Origin of the sequence: Hyphomicrobium sp. (assembly GCF_003987855.1) — a bacterium.
GTDB lineage: Bacteria > Pseudomonadota > Alphaproteobacteria > Rhizobiales > Hyphomicrobiaceae > Hyphomicrobium_B.
This window is the reverse complement of sequence record NZ_RXIZ01000011.1, coordinates 46496-61643: the sequence shown is the minus strand read 5'-3', so window position 1 is coordinate 61643 and position 15148 is coordinate 46496. Positions and strand designations below refer to the sequence as shown.

General features: G+C 61.6%; 15 protein-coding genes. 6 read left to right on the top strand and 9 right to left on the bottom strand.

Going from position 1 to position 15148, the window contains the following annotated elements; genetic code table 11:
- The 4 genes from EKK30_RS09965 to rsmA form a co-directional block, all read left to right on the top strand.
- On the top strand, positions 1-2531 hold a 2531-nt coding region (locus EKK30_RS09965), incomplete at its 5' end, for an LPS-assembly protein LptD (protein ID WP_290984080.1).
- Between the two features lie 158 nt (positions 2532-2689).
- Positions 2690-4030: a SurA N-terminal domain-containing protein gene (locus tag EKK30_RS09960; protein WP_290984077.1), complete on the top strand. Its 1341-nt coding sequence runs from the start codon at positions 2690-2692 to the stop codon at positions 4028-4030.
- Positions 4014-5063 (top strand): 4-hydroxythreonine-4-phosphate dehydrogenase PdxA, encoded by a 1050-nt coding sequence (gene pdxA / locus EKK30_RS09955; RefSeq protein ID WP_290984074.1) that lies wholly within the window; start codon positions 4014-4016, stop codon positions 5061-5063. Before EKK30_RS09960 ends, pdxA begins: the two co-directional genes overlap by 17 nt.
- 8 nt (positions 5064-5071) lie before the next feature.
- Positions 5072-5935, top strand: coding sequence for a 16S rRNA (adenine(1518)-N(6)/adenine(1519)-N(6))-dimethyltransferase RsmA (rsmA, locus tag EKK30_RS09950; protein ID WP_290984139.1), 864 nt, complete (start codon positions 5072-5074; stop codon positions 5933-5935).
- On the opposite strand, the gene gmk is transcribed toward rsmA, so the two are convergent.
- The 9 genes from gmk to EKK30_RS09905 form a co-directional block, all read right to left on the bottom strand.
- Complete coding sequence (gene gmk / locus EKK30_RS09945) at positions 5932-6609, bottom strand: guanylate kinase (RefSeq protein ID WP_290984071.1); 678 nt, start codon at positions 6607-6609, stop codon at positions 5932-5934. The genes rsmA and gmk overlap by 4 nt on opposite strands.
- A 1-nt stretch (position 6610) precedes the next feature.
- Entirely contained in the window at positions 6611-7501 is an 891-nt protein-coding gene (locus EKK30_RS09940; RefSeq protein WP_290984068.1) for a YicC/YloC family endoribonuclease, read from the bottom strand.
- A 106-nt stretch (positions 7502-7607) separates the two neighbouring features.
- Positions 7608-8951, bottom strand: a complete 1344-nt coding sequence (gene mltG, locus EKK30_RS09935) for an endolytic transglycosylase MltG (protein ID WP_290984065.1) — start codon at positions 8949-8951, stop codon at positions 7608-7610.
- A gap of 158 nt (positions 8952-9109) precedes the next feature.
- Positions 9110-10372, bottom strand: coding sequence for a beta-ketoacyl-ACP synthase II (fabF, locus tag EKK30_RS09930; RefSeq protein WP_290984137.1), 1263 nt, complete (start codon positions 10370-10372; stop codon positions 9110-9112).
- A 136-nt stretch (positions 10373-10508) separates the two neighbouring features.
- Positions 10509-10751 carry an acyl carrier protein gene (locus EKK30_RS09925; protein ID WP_013215676.1) on the bottom strand — a complete coding sequence of 81 codons (243 nt, stop codon included), beginning with the start codon at positions 10749-10751 and terminating at the stop codon, positions 10509-10511.
- A 399-nt stretch (positions 10752-11150) separates the two neighbouring features.
- Positions 11151-11894, bottom strand: a complete 744-nt coding sequence (fabG, locus tag EKK30_RS09920) for a 3-oxoacyl-[acyl-carrier-protein] reductase (RefSeq protein WP_290984049.1) — start codon at positions 11892-11894, stop codon at positions 11151-11153.
- A gap of 10 nt (positions 11895-11904) precedes the next feature.
- Positions 11905-12852, bottom strand: coding sequence for an ACP S-malonyltransferase (gene fabD / locus EKK30_RS09915; RefSeq protein WP_290984046.1), 948 nt, complete (start codon positions 12850-12852; stop codon positions 11905-11907).
- A 163-nt stretch (positions 12853-13015) separates the two neighbouring features.
- Positions 13016-13534 (bottom strand): VOC family protein, encoded by a 519-nt coding sequence (locus tag EKK30_RS09910; protein ID WP_290984044.1) that lies wholly within the window; start codon positions 13532-13534, stop codon positions 13016-13018.
- Positions 13535-13685: 151 nt separating this feature from the next.
- A complete protein-coding gene (locus EKK30_RS09905) occupies positions 13686-13928 on the bottom strand; it encodes a hypothetical protein (protein WP_290984041.1) in 243 nt (80 codons plus the stop codon).
- A gap of 367 nt (positions 13929-14295) precedes the next feature.
- Between EKK30_RS09905 and rpsF the strand changes: the two genes are divergently transcribed.
- Both rpsF and rpsR read left to right on the top strand, forming a co-directional pair.
- Positions 14296-14868: a 30S ribosomal protein S6 gene (gene rpsF, locus EKK30_RS09900; protein WP_290984038.1), complete on the top strand. Its 573-nt coding sequence runs from the start codon at positions 14296-14298 to the stop codon at positions 14866-14868.
- A gap of 3 nt (positions 14869-14871) precedes the next feature.
- Positions 14872-15126 (top strand): 30S ribosomal protein S18, encoded by a 255-nt coding sequence (gene rpsR / locus EKK30_RS09895; protein WP_290984035.1) that lies wholly within the window; start codon positions 14872-14874, stop codon positions 15124-15126.
- The last annotated feature ends 22 nt before the right edge of the window (positions 15127-15148 follow it).

Below are 15148 nucleotides of genomic sequence, written 5' to 3'. Positions count from 1 at the left end.
GCGAGGGTTCTCGCCACCGGAAGGTGGACGGGATCGCTCGCGCGCTTCTCTGCGCCCTGATGTCGACCGGACTTGCGCTCGTTTCTGCCGATCACGCCGCCGCCCAGAACTACGGCAACTCCACTACCGATCCCGGTGGTGCCATCGGCGGCAGCGCCTCTTCTTCCGGCTCGACGACCCTCAGCAAGAAAACGAAGAACACTTCGTCTTTCGGCGCGGCGAACTCGCCCAGTGCGATCTTCGGCAAGATCAACACGAACATCGACCGCGCGCAGCCCATGCGCCTGCAGGGCGATCAGCTGATCTACGACAAGTCCGGCGACCGGGTGATTTCGCGCGGCAACGTCGAAATCTTTTACAACAACTACATCCTGACCGCCGACGAGGTCGTCTACGATCAAGGCTCGGGAACGCTCACGGCCATCGGCAACGTCACGCTGAAAGAGCCGCAGGGCAATATCGTTCACGCCGACCGCTACACGCTCACGGACGATTTCCGCGACGGGTTCGTTTCAGCGCTTTCGATCACGTCGAAAGATCAGTCCCACATCACGGCTGATCGCGCGACCCGGCGCGAAGGCAACGTCACCGAATTCCACAACGGCCGGTTCACGCCGTGCCAAAGCGACGGCGGCACGCCACCGCTCTGGTGCATCAGCGCGACCCGCATCATCCACGATCAGGAGCAGGCGACCCTCACCTACCAGGACGCCTATTTCGAGATCTACGGCCAGCCGATCTTCTACCTGCCCTACTTCCAGAGCCCCGATCCGACCGTAAAGCGGCGATCGGGTTTCTTGACGCCTGACTATGGTCACTCGTCAACGCTCGGCTACATCACCGGCATCCCCTACTTCTTCAACCTGGCGCCGAACTACGACGCGACGCTCGAGCCGATCTACTTCAGCGATCAGGGCTTGATGATGAAGGCCGAGTGGCGGCACCGTCTTGCCAACGGCGAGTACAACGTCAAGCTCGCCGGCATCGATCAGAACGCCAACGACCTGCCGGGCGGAAAGGCTGAAAATCCAAATCTCGACGGCCCACGTGGCAGTCTTGAAACGCACGGCCGCTTTTCGTTGTCGAGCTGGTGGCAGTTCGGCTGGGACGCGATCGTGGAAAGCGACGACCAGTTCCGCCGCTTCTATAAACTCGACAGCATCCTGGTTACCGATCGCGTCAACCAGATCTATTTGACCGGCCAGTCGGACCGCAATTATTTCAGCGCCAAGCTCTATCAGTTCGGCGGCCTGCTCACGAACGACACGCCGCAGACCGAGAGCTACACGCACCCGATCATCGACTACAACTACGTGTTCAAGGATCCCGTCCTTGGCGGCGAGTTGAAGTGGAACACCAACGTCCTCAGCTTCACGCGCGCCGATGGTTCGTTCGTCGATTCAAGCGGCAAGCAGGTAGATCAAAACGTCAACCGAATCGTCACTGAACTCAAATGGCGCCGTCGTCTCACCGATGCGATCGGCATCAGCTACACGCCATTCGCCGATATCCGCGGCGACGTCTATCAGTATGACAATGCCACGAACCCGCAGAGCGTCGTCGTAGGGCCGGTTCCTCCAGGCGGGCAGGAGGGCGTTCTTTCTTCGCAAGTCTTCTCCGACACCATCACTCGAGGCATCGTCGACGGCGGCATGACCGTTTCGTATCCGTGGGCCGCGAGCAACGGCCTCGGCACGCATATCATCGAGCCGATCGGCCAGGTCGTCGCCCATCAGGAGACGATCCCTCAGCGCCGGCTGCCTGACGAAGACGCGCAGAGCCTCGTGTTCGACGACACCAACCTGTTCTCGACATCGAAGTTTTCAGGGTACGATCGGATCGAGACCGGCACCCGCGTGAATGCGGGCTTGCAGTATACATTCCAGTCAAGGGACGGCGGCTACGCCCGCTTCCTCGCGGGCGAGAGCTATCATCTCTCCGGCGACAACATCTATCTCAATCCGGGTCGGAACGCCGACGGCAACTACGTCTTCAATCCTTACAATGGCCTGCAGACGGATCGCTCCGATTACGTGATCGGCGCCTACATCGCGCCTCTTAGCAATTTCCGCCTGATCTCGCAGAGCCGGTTCGATGAATCGACATTCGCTCTGAAGCGAAACGACTCCTCGCTGATCACGACGTGGGGTCCCCTCACCATTCAGGCGGGTTATTCCTACGACGCGGACGCGCTGTTCACCGACCCGGATAACCCGGATGTCATCGCTACGCTTTCGCGAGAGGAAGAAGTGCTGGCCGCCGCCACACTGCAGCTTACCAACCGGTGGAGCATCGGCGGCACGTCGCGTTACAACCTGCAGGACGGCAACTTCCGTTATGACAGTGTCAACCTGAAATACGTCGACGAGTGCTTCGCTCTCACCGCGTCCTACATCCAGTCCAACTACTCTGACCTGTCGATCACCCCAGATCAGACCGTCATGCTGCGCTTCGAGTTCAAGCACCTTGGCGACTTTGCCACCTCGACTGGCACCGACTTCAACCTGGGCGGCGACCAGCGTACGAACTGATCGCGTTAAGGCTGCGCAGATTCAGTGTTTGCGCCCCTTGCGAAATCTGCTCGGAAACCGGATTTTGGCCATTCTTGGTGTGGATAAGGCCAATCCGCCCGGCGGGGCCGCGCTATGCTATGGGCGAGCCGAATCGAAGCATGGGATAGCGATCGCGAATGCCGATTGACGGGAGCATCATCAACCGCCTTGCGCGCGCCCTGGGGTTGAGCGCGCTGACGGCTCTCGCATGCACCGCTTATGCGCTTACAGCTGCCGGACAGGGCGGCACGGTGGCGGTGACGGGCGACGGCACGACATCTTCGACCACGAAGCCGGCCGTCGGCGACACCATTCCCGACGACGATGCGACGACCACGAAGGGCAAGAAGAGAAAGAAATCGCCGGGCGCTGCCGCAGCGAAGGCCGCGGCCGAAACCCATGACGTTGGGCCGCCGCCGACGAGCGATCAACGCGCCATCGCCGCGCTCGTGAACGACGAACCGATCACGGGCTTCGAGATCGAGCAGCGCGCAGTGATGCTGAGCGGCTCGGAGGTTCAGACGCGTGCGAAGGCCAACTTCGAAGCGATCGTCAAGAACCCGAAAACATCGGAACGGTTGAAGGCGCTTTTACAGGACACCGCCCGTGCCAACCAGGGCAAGTCCCGTGAAGAGATCATCGCCATCTTCGAGCGCCGAAAGAAAGAATTCGGCATGAGCCTGCAGCGTCAGGCGTTCGAGAGTGCGCGCGCCCAGTCCCTGCCTGCGATGAAGAAGCAGGCGCTCGAGGAATTGATCGACGATCGGCTCAAGACGCAGGAAGCCAAGCGTCTCAGTGTGACAATCGAAGACGCGGACGTCGACCGCATCATCAAGGGAATCGCCGAACGCAATAAGATGACGCTGGAGCAATTCCAGAAGCAGATTGGCGGCAGTCTCGATCCCATCAAAGGCCGCATCCGCGCGACGCTGTCCTGGAACGAAGTGGTCCGCCGTAAATTCGGTCCGCTGATCAACATCACCAACAAGGACGTCGACAAGCTCGTTGCCAGCACGTCGACGTCTGGAAACGATGATGTCGAGCTTCAGGTCCAGCGCATTCGCATCGCGATGCCGGCGAAGATCGAAGAACACGGGGTTGCCGCGCGCATCCAGGAGGCCGACAAGATCCGGCAGAAATTCACCGGCTGTCCCTCCACCGCTTCAGCCGCTGCCGGTGTTCCTGGCGCGCGTTTCGAGGACCTCGGCAAGCAACGTCCTTCGGCCATTCCGGAACCCACACGAACGCTCCTCGTCAACGCGGCCGACGGCGAGATGCTGCCACCTACAATGAATGAAGGCTCCATCGAGTTGTGGGTGGTCTGCGGACGCTCTGTCGTCAAGGCGGCCGATGAGAAACGCAACCAGGCGGAAGGCGAACTCAAGCAACGCGAGTTCGAATTGATGGCCAAGCGCTATCTGAAAGACCTGCGCGAAGATGCGCATATCGAGTACCGGATCGATGTCGGCTCCAGATAAGGAGCTTCGCGTTTCCTTAGCGCTGACGATGGGCGACCCCGCGGGCGTCGGACCTGAACTCGCGCTGCAGGCTTGGCGCGACCGCAACGGCGAGAACATTCCTGCCTTCGCGCTCTACGCCGATGTCGAGTTGATGCGTGAGCTCGCTGGCGCGCTGGGCCTGGATGCAGCGAAGGATATCGTGCCGGTCGCAAACGCTTCCGCCGCCGCCACTGTCTTTGCAGATGCGCTGCCAGTCGTGCCCATTCCGCTCGCGGCGCCACGTCTCGCTGGGACGCCTGACGTGGCGAACGGACCGGCGACCATTCTTTCGATCAATCGCGCCGTGGCGGACATCGCTGCCGGCCATGCCGCGGCCATTGTCACGAACCCAATCGCCAAAGCGGTGCTCTATGATGCGGGCTTCGCACATCCCGGGCACACCGAGTACCTCGGTACTCTCGCGCAAGAGTTTTGGCCGGCCGAGCCTGCCGAACCCGTGATGATGATTGCGGCTCCAGGCCTTCGCGTCGTGCCGGTGACGATCCACGTGCCGCTGAAGGACGTGCCTGCCCTGCTCACGACGGACCTGATCGTACGCTGTGGCCGCATCGTTCATAGCGCGTTGAAGCGGGACTTCGGAATCGCGCGGCCCCGTATCGTCGTTGCGGGGCTAAATCCTCACGCTGGCGAGAATGGCGCGCTGGGGAGTGAGGACGAAGAGATCGTCCGGCCGGCGATTGTGCAATTGCGCGCGGAGGGCATCGATGCGACGGGGCCTTTTTCCGCCGACACGCTGTTCCATCAAGCCGTGCGAAAAACCTACGACGCGGCGCTTACGATGTATCACGATCAGGGCCTGATCCCTATCAAGACGCTGGCGTTCGACGAAGGTGTGAACGTCACGCTCGGCCTGCCGTTCGTGCGTACTTCGCCCGATCACGGCACAGCATTCGTTATCGCCGGCAAAGGCATCGCGTCGGCAACGAGCTTGATCGCCGCATTAAAACTTGCAGCGGAAATGGTCGCGCGGCGCGCGACCGTTTTGCCATGAGCGTCGCAATCGGCCCGGACGGGCTGCCGCCGTTGCGCGAGGTGATCGAGCGCTACGGCCTCAACGCGAAGAAATCTCTCGGCCAGAATTTCCTGCTCGATCTCAATCTGACGCGCAAGATCGCGCGCCTCGCCGGCGACCTCAGCGAGCGCATAGTTGTAGAGATTGGCCCAGGACCTGGCGGCCTGACGCGTGGGCTTCTGATCGAAGGGGCCAAGCGCGTCGTTGCCATCGAGCGCGACGACCGCTGCCTTCCCGCCCTCGCAGATATTTCCGCACGCTACCCCGGCCAGCTTGAGGTCCATCCGGCCGATGCGCTGGACGTCGATTGGAGACAACTCCTCGGCGCTGGCGCGCCGGCTTCGATCGTGGCGAACCTGCCTTACGGGATTGCATCGCTTCTGCTCGTAAACTGGCTCGAAGCGGAACCCTGGCCGCCCTGGTACGACCGCATGGTGCTGATGTTTCAGCGCGAAGTGGCCGAGCGGATCGTCGCGCAGCCGAAATCAAAAGCCTATGGACGCCTTTCCGTTCTGGCCCAGTGGCGCACGCAGGCAAAAATCGTGATGAACCTGCCGCCGGAAGCTTTCACTCCTCCGCCTAAGGTTTCGTCGGCCATCGTCGAGTTTCAGCCAGTCGCGGAACCGCATCCGGCCTGCAAGGTCAAGACGCTCGCACGCGTGACGGCGGCGGCATTCGGCCAGCGCCGCAAGATGCTGCGTTCGAGCCTAAAACAGTTGACGCCATTTCCGGAACTCCTTCTGCAACGCGCCGGGATCGCGCCGGAGCGGCGTGCCGAGGAGCTTTCCGTCGAAGAGTTCGCGCGCATGGCGCTCATTCTCGATGAGAGTGGCGTATCGGCCGAAGCTTAAAGCGCGGTTTGCAGCGTTCGGACGAAATCGGAAAGTCCCAGGAGACGCGCGCGCTTCAGACGCTCGGCCGTGAGTATCGCCAGCGCTGATGCCACGCTCTGTTCGAGGCTGGTGTTGACGATCACGTAGTCGTATTCCGGCCAGTGGCTGATTTCGGATGACGCTGCCGCCATGCGCTTTGCCACGACGTCCGGAGGGTCTTGCGCGCGCGATTTAAGCCGATCTTCCAAAACGTGTCCGGAGGGCGGCAACACGAATACGCGGACCACATCGCCGGGCATCTTCTCCGACAGCTGCTGCGCACCTTGCCAGTCAATATCGAAAAGAACGTCCTTGCCGTCGCGGATGGCGGCTTCGACAGGCTCGCGTGGCGTTCCATAGTAGTTGTCGAAAACACGCGCCCACTCGAGTAGATCGCCTTGGTCCTTCATCGCTTCGAATTTCGTGCGGTCGGCGAAGTGATAGTCGACCCCGTCGCGTTCGCCTGGACGGGCGGCGCGCGTGGTGACGGAGACGGACATTTCGATGTTCGCATCGGCCGCGAGCACGCGACGAGCGAGCGTCGTCTTCCCAGCGCCTGACGGCGACGAGACGATGTAGAGCAATCCCCGCCGCGCGATCTGCGGCTCGGGATGCTCATCGGCGTTTAAATTGTTTTCCGCGCTGCTTGTCATGCTATTCGACGTTTTGCACCTGTTCGCGGAACTGGTCGATGATCGTTTTGAGTTGTAGGCCAAGTCGCGTGATGTCGACAGCATTGGCCTTGGAACACAGCGTATTGGCCTCGCGATTGAATTCCTGCGCGAGAAAATCGAGCTTGCGTCCAACGGCTCCCGGCTCACCGAGGATGTCGCGAGCCCCCGATACGTGAGCTGTCAACCTCTGCAATTCCTCTTCAACATCAGCCCGCGTCGCGATGAGCATCGCTTCCTGATGCAAGCGCTCCGCGTCCAACGGAGCCGTCGCGTCGAACAGCCTGACGATGGCATCCTTGAGACGCGCGACGATTGCATCCGGCGTTCGCGATGGCGAGGCGCGGACTTCACCCGTCAGACGTTCGATCTGGATCAACTGATCGCGAATGATTTCCGCAAGCCGCGTTCCCTCGGCACGACGCGCTTCCAAAAGCTTGTCGAGCGCCGTCTCGAAGCTCGAAAGGATGGCTTTCTCGCGTGCAGCACGCTCGTGGCTGCTTTCCGGGACCTGATCCGAGGTCTCGAGCACGCCCTTGATCATCAGCAGTTGCGCCGCGTCGGGCTTTGACGCTCCGGCCAGGACCGCGACGCGTTCCGCCGCCTTGATGACATCGGCCAGCACCGCTTCGTTCAAACGAACCCCGCCGTTCACCTGCTGCTTTTCCAGGTTGAGCGTTATGGAGACATTGCCGCGAGCGAAGCGCTTGGCGACGGCCTCGCGAGCGGGAACCTCGACGGCTTCGTAGCCCGGCGGCAACCGGAGGCGAACGTCCAGTCCACGGCCATTGACGCTGCGCGCTTCCCACGTCCAGGCAAGCCCTTCGGCCGTACCGTCGACGCGGGCAAATCCGGTCATGCTGGAAATTGTCATGTGAAAGGGACTCGCCCGCCGGGATGAGCTTACGCGGCGGGCAACTTAACGGGTCGGCTCGCATCCGCCAACAGCTTCATGTCGGCCGGTCGGTCTGCCTTAAAGCCTACTGTTTTTTTGGTTTTCTGACTGGGAGAGGCATTTCCGCACTGTCGCTCGCAGCATCCGCCGACGCCGAAGGGGTGGATGCATCGCCATCGCCGTCACCGGCCCCTGCCGATGGCGCGGGCACTTTCGACGCCTTCTGACCCTTGGCCGTTACTGTCGATTTCGCGGTCTTCGTCGTCGGGATCGGCGCCGCATCCGTGTCTTGATCGTCGGCTGCGCCCTGCTTGGCCTTCGCTTGCTTCTCGACGGCGCGCCATTTCTGAACGGCGCTATTGTGCTCCTTCAGCGTTTCGGAGAACGCGTGGCCGCCTGTTCCGTCGGCGACAAAGTAAAGGTCGTTGGTCTTCGCTGGATGCAACGCCGCGAGGATGGCCGACTTTCCTGGATTACAGATCGGCCCAGGCGGCAGACCATTGATCTGATACGTGTTGTAGGGCGACTTCGACTCGATATCCGTTTTCGTAATGCTGCGACCTAGGACGCCCTGGCCGCCGACTATGCCGTAGATGATCGTCGGGTCCGATTGGAGCCGCATGCCTTTGCGCAGCCGGTTGTAGAAAACAGCAGCGACGCGGTCGCGTTCGTCGGCTCGTCCCGTTTCCTTCTCGACGATCGAGGCAAACGTCACGAGTTCATCGACGGAGCGCACCGGAATATCCGGATCCCGCTGTTCCCAGAGCGACGCGAGCAATTTCTCCATGTCGGCACGCATGCGATCGAGGATCTCATTCCGCGATGCGCCTTTCGAAAAATAATAGGTATCCGGCAGCAGCGTACCTTCCGATGGAACGCTTGCCACTTCTCCACTGAGGCTCGTTTCGGCTTTGAGGCGCTCGACAATTTGCTCGCTCGTTAGGCCTTCCGGCAGCGTCGTCTTGTAGAGAATGGACTTGCCTTCAGCGAGCGTGTCGATGACGTCGTGCATCGATGCGTGCTCTTTAATTTCGTACTCACCCGCTCTTAACTCGCCTGTTTTGTGGCCGCCCAGGAAGCCTTGCAGAAGATATCCGCCGACGAACGTCCAGCGGTTGGTGATGATGCCTTCACGTTCCAGACGCTCGGCAATGGCGATGCGTCCTTCGCCTTTCGGGATTACGACCGTGCGCGGAGCGTCAAGCGGACCGGGGCTCTCGAATTGATGGAACACGACGAACGAAAGGCCGCCAATCAGCAGCATCAAGACGAGTGATACCGATAGAACCCCGCTGATGACGCGGACAAACCCGGCTATCGCGCGCGAGGGCTCACGAGCTTGCACACCACGCGGCCGGCCTGGCGCGCGACCCGGCTCCAAGCGCTCGGCTGGACTTCGAGCTCCGGCCGTTCGGGACGTTCTAACCACGTCCGAACGCTTCCTGTTCTGACTCATGATACCGCGAGCACCGTCATTGAAGGAGAACCGGACCGAAGGCCGTACGCCCAGAGTCGTGGCTCACCATCCCCCACCCCGCGCGGACGCTCACCGCAAATTGTGGCGAAAACGCGTATCTGAACGGGGGCTCACGCCACCCGACGGAGGACCAGCGACGCGTTTGTCCCGCCGAAGCCAAAGGAATTGGACAGCGAGATATTGATGTCACGCTTCTGTGCCTGATGAGGCACCAGATCGATGGCCGTTTCGACGGACGGATTGTCAAGATTGAGCGTCGGCGGGACCACGTTGTCGCGAATGGCGAGCGCCGAGAAGATCGCCTCGATGGCTCCCGCAGCGCCGAGCAAGTGACCTGTGGCAGACTTCGTGGAGGACATCGCGAGCCGGCCGCTGCTATTGCCGAACAGGCGCTCAACGGCCTTGAGCTCGATCTCGTCACCCATCGGCGTCGAGGTGCCGTGAGCGTTGACGTAATCGATCTCGCTCGGCGAGACGCCCGCGCGCTTCAGAGCAGCCTTCATGCAGCGATAGGCGCCATCACCGTCCTCGGCAGGAGCCGTGATGTGATAGGCGTCCGCAGACATGCCGTAGCCGATGATCTCGGCGTAGATCGTCGCGCCGCGCGCCTTGGCGTGCTCGTAGCTTTCGAGAACGACGACGCCCGCGCCCTCGCCCATCACGAAGCCGTCGCGATCCTTGTCGTACGGGCGCGATGCTTTCGTCGGCGCATCGTTGAAGCCGGTCGACAGCGCGCGGCACGCCGCGAAGCCCGCGAGCGCGATGCGGCAGATCGGGCTCTCGGTACCACCAGCGACCATCACGTCGGCATCATCGAGCGCGATGATGCGAGCGGCATCGCCGATGGCGTGCGTGCCGGTGGCGCATGCCGTCACGACGGCGTTGTTGGGCCCTTTGAGCGAATGCTTGATCGAGACGTAACCGCCCGCAAGATTGATGAGACGGCCGGGAATGAAGAACGGCGAGACACGCCGCGGTCCCTTCTCCTTGAGCAGGATGGACGTGTCGGCAATGCCGGACAGCCCGCCGATGCCCGAGCCGATAAGAACACCGGCGCGCTCCTGAACTTCCGGAGTATCGAACTTCAGCCCTGAATCGGCGATCGCTTGATCGGCTGCGGCAACGGCATAGATGATGAAGTCATCGACCTTGCGCTGCTCTTTCGGCTCCATCCAATCGTCGGGATTGAACTTGCCCTCTGCAGTCGCGCCGCGCGGTACGAAATTCGCGATCTGGCAGCTGATGTCGGAGACTTCGAATTCCTCGACGCGACGTGCGCCGCTCTGGCCCGCGAGAAGGTTGGACCACGAGGCCTCGACTCCGCAGCCGACCGGCGTGACAAGACCCATTCCTGTAATGACGACACGGCGCATCGATTTTTTCTTGTTGCTGTTGGTGTTCGCGATCAACGCTGGGCGCGTGAAGGGGGCCGGTCACCCAGCCCCCTTTTAATCCGGTCCTCAAGGCGCAAATGCGCCAAGGACAAAGTACGGACGAGCAGCAGGCCTATTAGGCTGCGCTAGCGTTCTTCTCGAGAAACTTGACGGCATCGCCGACCGTCAGGATGTGCTCAGCGGCGTCGTCGGGAATTTCGCAGCCGAATTCCTCTTCGAAGGCCATCACGAGTTCAACAGTATCCAAGCTATCTGCGCCAAGGTCGTCGATGAAGCTTGCATTGTCGGTGACCTTGTCGGCCTCGACCCCAAGATGCTCTACGACAATTTTCTTCACGCGCTCTGCGACATCGCTCATCGTCAATCCTCGTGTCTTTCTAATTTTTGGCGGCCTTTTATTGCTCGCCTGTTCGCCCTGCTGAACCCGCTAAATGCCGCATGACAGGATATCAACTTACGAGAAGTGTAGCCTGTTCGGATAGGGGTTCGCCCCGTTTCAGAACTCTTTTTTCCTTAGTCGCCGTAGCGTGAGTCTTCCGCCTAGGCACCGTCCCCACGTTGCGCGACGCCGAGTTGTCCCCAGCTTCACACCGTCCCGAAGACGTGGTCTCCACGCCTCAAAACCGTGGTGTCGTTAACACACTTCACCAGCAATGCAAAGCACGCGGTGACGCAGCTGATGATAGGATAAACGCCGGTGAGAAAGCGGCCAATAAATCAGGCATTCCCGGCGTTTACCAACATCCGCTAAAGACGATCAAACCATCGCCATGCCGCCGTTGATGTGCAGCGTTTGCCCGGTGATGTAACCGCCTTCGTTCGATGCAAGGTAGAGGCACCCGGCCGCTACGTCGAGCGGATCGCCGAAGCGCTGCGCGGGGATCATCTGGGCGATGTCGCCCTTCTGCTTATCGGTCAGCACGTCCGTCATGTTCGTCTTGATGAAGCCCGGTGCGATGCAGTTAGCCGTGATCCCGCGCGAGGCAACCTCACGCGCGAGTGATTTGGTCATGCCGATCATACCGGCCTTGGAAGCTGCATAGTTGCCCTGCCCCGGATTGCCGAAAACGCCCGAAACCGATGCGATATTTATGATGCGGCCGTATCCCGTCTTCGAGCGCATCATGTGCCGCGAGGCTGCCCGACAAAGCATGAACGTCGACGTCAGGTTGACGGCGATGACGTCATCCCATTGATCATCCTTCATCACCATAAAGAGGTTGTCTTTGGTGAGACCGGCATTGTTGACGAGTACGTCCAGGCGGCCGAGCACCTTCACCGCATCGTCGATCAGTTTGGCGACGGCTGCGCGGTCGGCCAGATCGCAGGGCAGAATGTGGACGCGATCACCGAGTTCGGCGGCGAGCGCTTCGAGCGCTTCGACTTTTCGGCCCGAGATGGCCACGGTCGCTCCAGCCTTGTGAAACACGCGCGCGATCTCTGCGCCAAGGCCGCCCGTCGCGCCCGTCACGAGCGCGGTCTTGCCGGTCAGATCAAACATCGAAGTCTCCTTATGAAGTGAGGGCGGCGAGCGCCGCGTCGATATCGGAGGGCGTGCCCAGGCTCGCCGCGTTGACACTCGGAGCCGTTCGCTTGACGAGGCCAGCGAGCACCTTGCCGGCTCCAATTTCATAGAAATCGGTGACGCCATCGGCGGCCATCGCGGCGACGCATTCGCGCCAGCGCACGGTGCCGGTCACCTGCTCCACCAGACGCTTTCTGATCTCGTCGGGATCGGAAATGGGCTGAGCGAGCACGTTTGCGACGACGGGCACGACAGGTCTATTGACAGTTACACTGGCGAGAGCCTCTGCCATGGCGTCGGCGGCAGGTTGCATCAGGCTGCAATGGAAAGGCGCGGATACGGGCAAAGGCACCGCACGGCGGACGCCGAACTTCTTTCCGATCTCCGGCACACGATCGATCGCCGTTTTATGTCCGGACAGCACGACCTGGGTCGGCTCGTTGTCATTGGCGACTTGGCAGACCTCGCCCTGGGCAGCTTCGGCAGCGACCTTCTCCGCCACGTCGACACCGACCCCGAGCAGCGCCGCCATCGCGCCAACGCCAACAGGAACTGCCTTCTGCATCGCCTGGCCGCGCAGTCTCAGGAGACGCGCCGCATCCGCGAGCGAAAAGGCTCCCGCCGCAGCAAGCGCGGAGTATTCGCCGAGCGAATGACCCGCGACGAACTTGGCCGTGTTCGCCAGCGAAACGCCCTTCTCCTTTTCGAGGACGCGCATGACCGCAACCGACACGGCCATCAGCGCTGGCTGGGCGTTTTCCGTCAACGTCAGCGTTTCCTTTGGACCTTCCCAGATGAGAGACGAGAGCTTCTCGCCCAGCGCCTCGTCCACCTCATCGAAAACAGCCCGTGCCGCCGGGAAAGCATCGGCGAGCGCTTTGCCCATGCCGACATCCTGACTGCCTTGTCCTGGAAATACGAAAGCGCGTGCCATCGTGTGCGCGACTACCTTGTGCTGGAATGCATGTCACGGCCCGGAGGTCGAGCATCGTGGCCGTGTTTCGGCGGCCTTAGTCCACTCCCGTCATGCCGGTGTCAAGAGATGCCACTCGCAGCCCGGCCAAGAGGCCTCGCCGCGGGTAAGGGGCGCAAAAACCTCAAACCGGGCTCACCCCTTCGCGCAAGAGGCTGCGCAGATCCAAGGCTTTGGTGAACATCGCGATATTTCCGGCGGAATCGCGGGGCCACTCGGCCTCGGGCCGGTCGCGGTAAAGCTCGACACCGTTGCCGTCCGGATCATCGAGATAGAGGGCTTCGCTTACCCCGTGATCCGCCGAGCCCGTCAACCGCACCCCGGCTGCTGTCAACCGGCGCAGCGCATCGGCCAGAGCCGCTCGGGTCGGATAGAGGATGGCCACGTGGTAAAGCCCTGTCGTACCCGGCGGTGGCGGACCCCCTCCCCGGCTCTCCCAGGTGTTGAGGCCGATGTGGTGATGATAGCCGCCGGCCGAGATGAAAGCGGCTTGATCACCGAAGCGCTGCATCAACCGAAAGCCAAGGACGCCACAATAGAAGTCGAGAGCGCGCTCGAGAGCGGCGACTTTCAGATGCACGTGCCCGATCCGCGCGCCCGGATCGATCGGCGGAGTAACTTGCGACGTCGATTCTGCGTTCATGGCGCCATACTCCGTTTACTGGCTCACCCGGGCGACAGACATTCAGGCCCGAAACTGAATAAAAAAAGCGCCGCGATGCCGCGACGCTCAAATCTTAGGGCTGCATCGCCCATATGGGCGACGGCTCCATCCGGGGTGCAAATGGTGCGTGTCAGCCTTCGACGGTTTCGACCTCGCAGAGTTCGCCATCAATCAGGTCGAACAGCACGTCGCCGCCATTTTCTTCAGCGTTTGCAAGTGCTTCCACAAGGTTCTCATCGATTGGCGCAACCTTGAGCGACGCCGTATCGCTGACCCCGTTCTCGGCCATGGCTTCTTCGCCTTCGCTGCGGGCAGACTCCTCGTCGTCCGCGACGGCCCAGATCGTTTCTTCGGTATAGGCAGCAAACTTCATGTCGTTTGATCTCCCTCGACGCCCCGGGTGATCCCGGATTGCATCTCTTAGCGCATGATTCCCATGGTTTCGGCGTGGCAGCTGCGCGGTTGTCGACGAGAAATTCTAACTGTTGGCCGTCCGCGCCCCGCTTGCCCTTCCCCGGATTTCCTGTATAAGCGCCCCTTTCCGTTCGGCAGGAGGCTGAACGGGGGCTCAGGTTGCATGGCCTTCTGGCCGGTTGCCGTTTCGAGAGGCGCTCTGGCGCCGTCCCCCAGTGTCTTCTCCTATTTGGTGCCAGATCGGCCTTTCTCGGGCTTTTTGGGGCTTTGCGCCGGCGGAAGAAATAGACGTCGCAAGACGGCAACTCAAACCGAAAGGCCATCGTATGCCCCTTTACGAGCATACGTTCCTGGCGCGCCAGGACGTTACCCAGGCCCAAGTCGAAGCTCTGATGAAGGAATTCCAGGGCGTCGTCGAAGAAGGCCAGGGCAAGATCACCAAGCAGGAATATTGGGGTCTCAAGAACCTCGCTTTCAAAATCAAGAAGAACCGCAAAGCCCATTATGCGTTCTTCAATATCGATGCAGCCCCGGCCGCCGTCACCGAGATGGAGCGCCGGATGGGCATCAACCCCGACATCATCCGCTTCATGACCGTTCGCGTCGAAGAGCTCGAGACCGAGCCGAGCGTTCAGATGCGCAAGCAGGACCGCGACGAGCGCGGCGATCGTGGTGATCGCGGCTTCGGCGGCCCCGGCCGTGGTGGTCCGCCGCGTGGCGACCGTGGCGGTTTCGGGGGCGGCCGCGAGGGCGGCTCGACGTTCCGCTCGCGCCCGCCTCGGGAAGGCGATTCACGTCCGCCGCGCGACGGCGACCGTGGTCCCCGCCCCCCTCGCGAAGGCGAAGCTCCGCGTGCGCCCCGTCCGCCGCGTGATTTCAATCCTGGTTCGGAGGGCTAACACATGGCTGAGATCGCTTCCTCTGGCGGCGGCGCCCGCCGTCCCTTCCAGCGTCGTCGCAAGACCTGCCCGTTTTCGGGCGCTGGCGCTCCCAAGATCGACTACAAGGACGTTCGCACGCTCGGCCGATATATCTCCGAACGCGGCAAGATCGTCCCGAGCCGCATCACGGCCGTATCGGCGAAAAAGCAGCGTGAGCTTGCGCGCGCCATCAAGCGTTCGCGCTTCCTCGGACTGCTGCCGTACGTGATCAAGTAATCGCTTCTTCTCCTTTGGGAGA

Excerpts from the sequence above, each read along its gene's own strand:
- gmk (WP_290984071.1), bottom strand. The coding sequence starts at position 6,609 with ATGACAAGCAGCGCGGAAAACAATTTAAACGCCGATGAGCATCCCGAG.
- pdxA (WP_290984074.1), top strand. The coding sequence starts at position 4,014 with ATGTCGGCTCCAGATAAGGAGCTTCGCGTTTCCTTAGCGCTGACGATG.
- rpsR (WP_290984035.1), top strand. The coding sequence starts at position 14,872 with ATGGCTGAGATCGCTTCCTCTGGCGGCGGCGCCCGCCGTCCCTTCCAG.
- fabG (WP_290984049.1), bottom strand. The coding sequence starts at position 11,894 with ATGTTTGATCTGACCGGCAAGACCGCGCTCGTGACGGGCGCGACGGGC.
- EKK30_RS09940 (WP_290984068.1), bottom strand. The coding sequence starts at position 7,501 with ATGACAATTTCCAGCATGACCGGATTTGCCCGCGTCGACGGTACGGCC.
- rpsF (WP_290984038.1), top strand. The coding sequence starts at position 14,296 with ATGCCCCTTTACGAGCATACGTTCCTGGCGCGCCAGGACGTTACCCAG.
- EKK30_RS09910 (WP_290984044.1), bottom strand. The coding sequence starts at position 13,534 with ATGAACGCAGAATCGACGTCGCAAGTTACTCCGCCGATCGATCCGGGC.
- fabD (WP_290984046.1), bottom strand. The coding sequence starts at position 12,852 with ATGGCACGCGCTTTCGTATTTCCAGGACAAGGCAGTCAGGATGTCGGC.
- EKK30_RS09905 (WP_290984041.1), bottom strand. The coding sequence starts at position 13,928 with ATGAAGTTTGCTGCCTATACCGAAGAAACGATCTGGGCCGTCGCGGAC.
- EKK30_RS09960 (WP_290984077.1), top strand. The coding sequence starts at position 2,690 with ATGCCGATTGACGGGAGCATCATCAACCGCCTTGCGCGCGCCCTGGGG.
- EKK30_RS09925 (WP_013215676.1), bottom strand. The coding sequence starts at position 10,751 with ATGAGCGATGTCGCAGAGCGCGTGAAGAAAATTGTCGTAGAGCATCTT.
- fabF (WP_290984137.1), bottom strand. The coding sequence starts at position 10,372 with ATGCGCCGTGTCGTCATTACAGGAATGGGTCTTGTCACGCCGGTCGGC.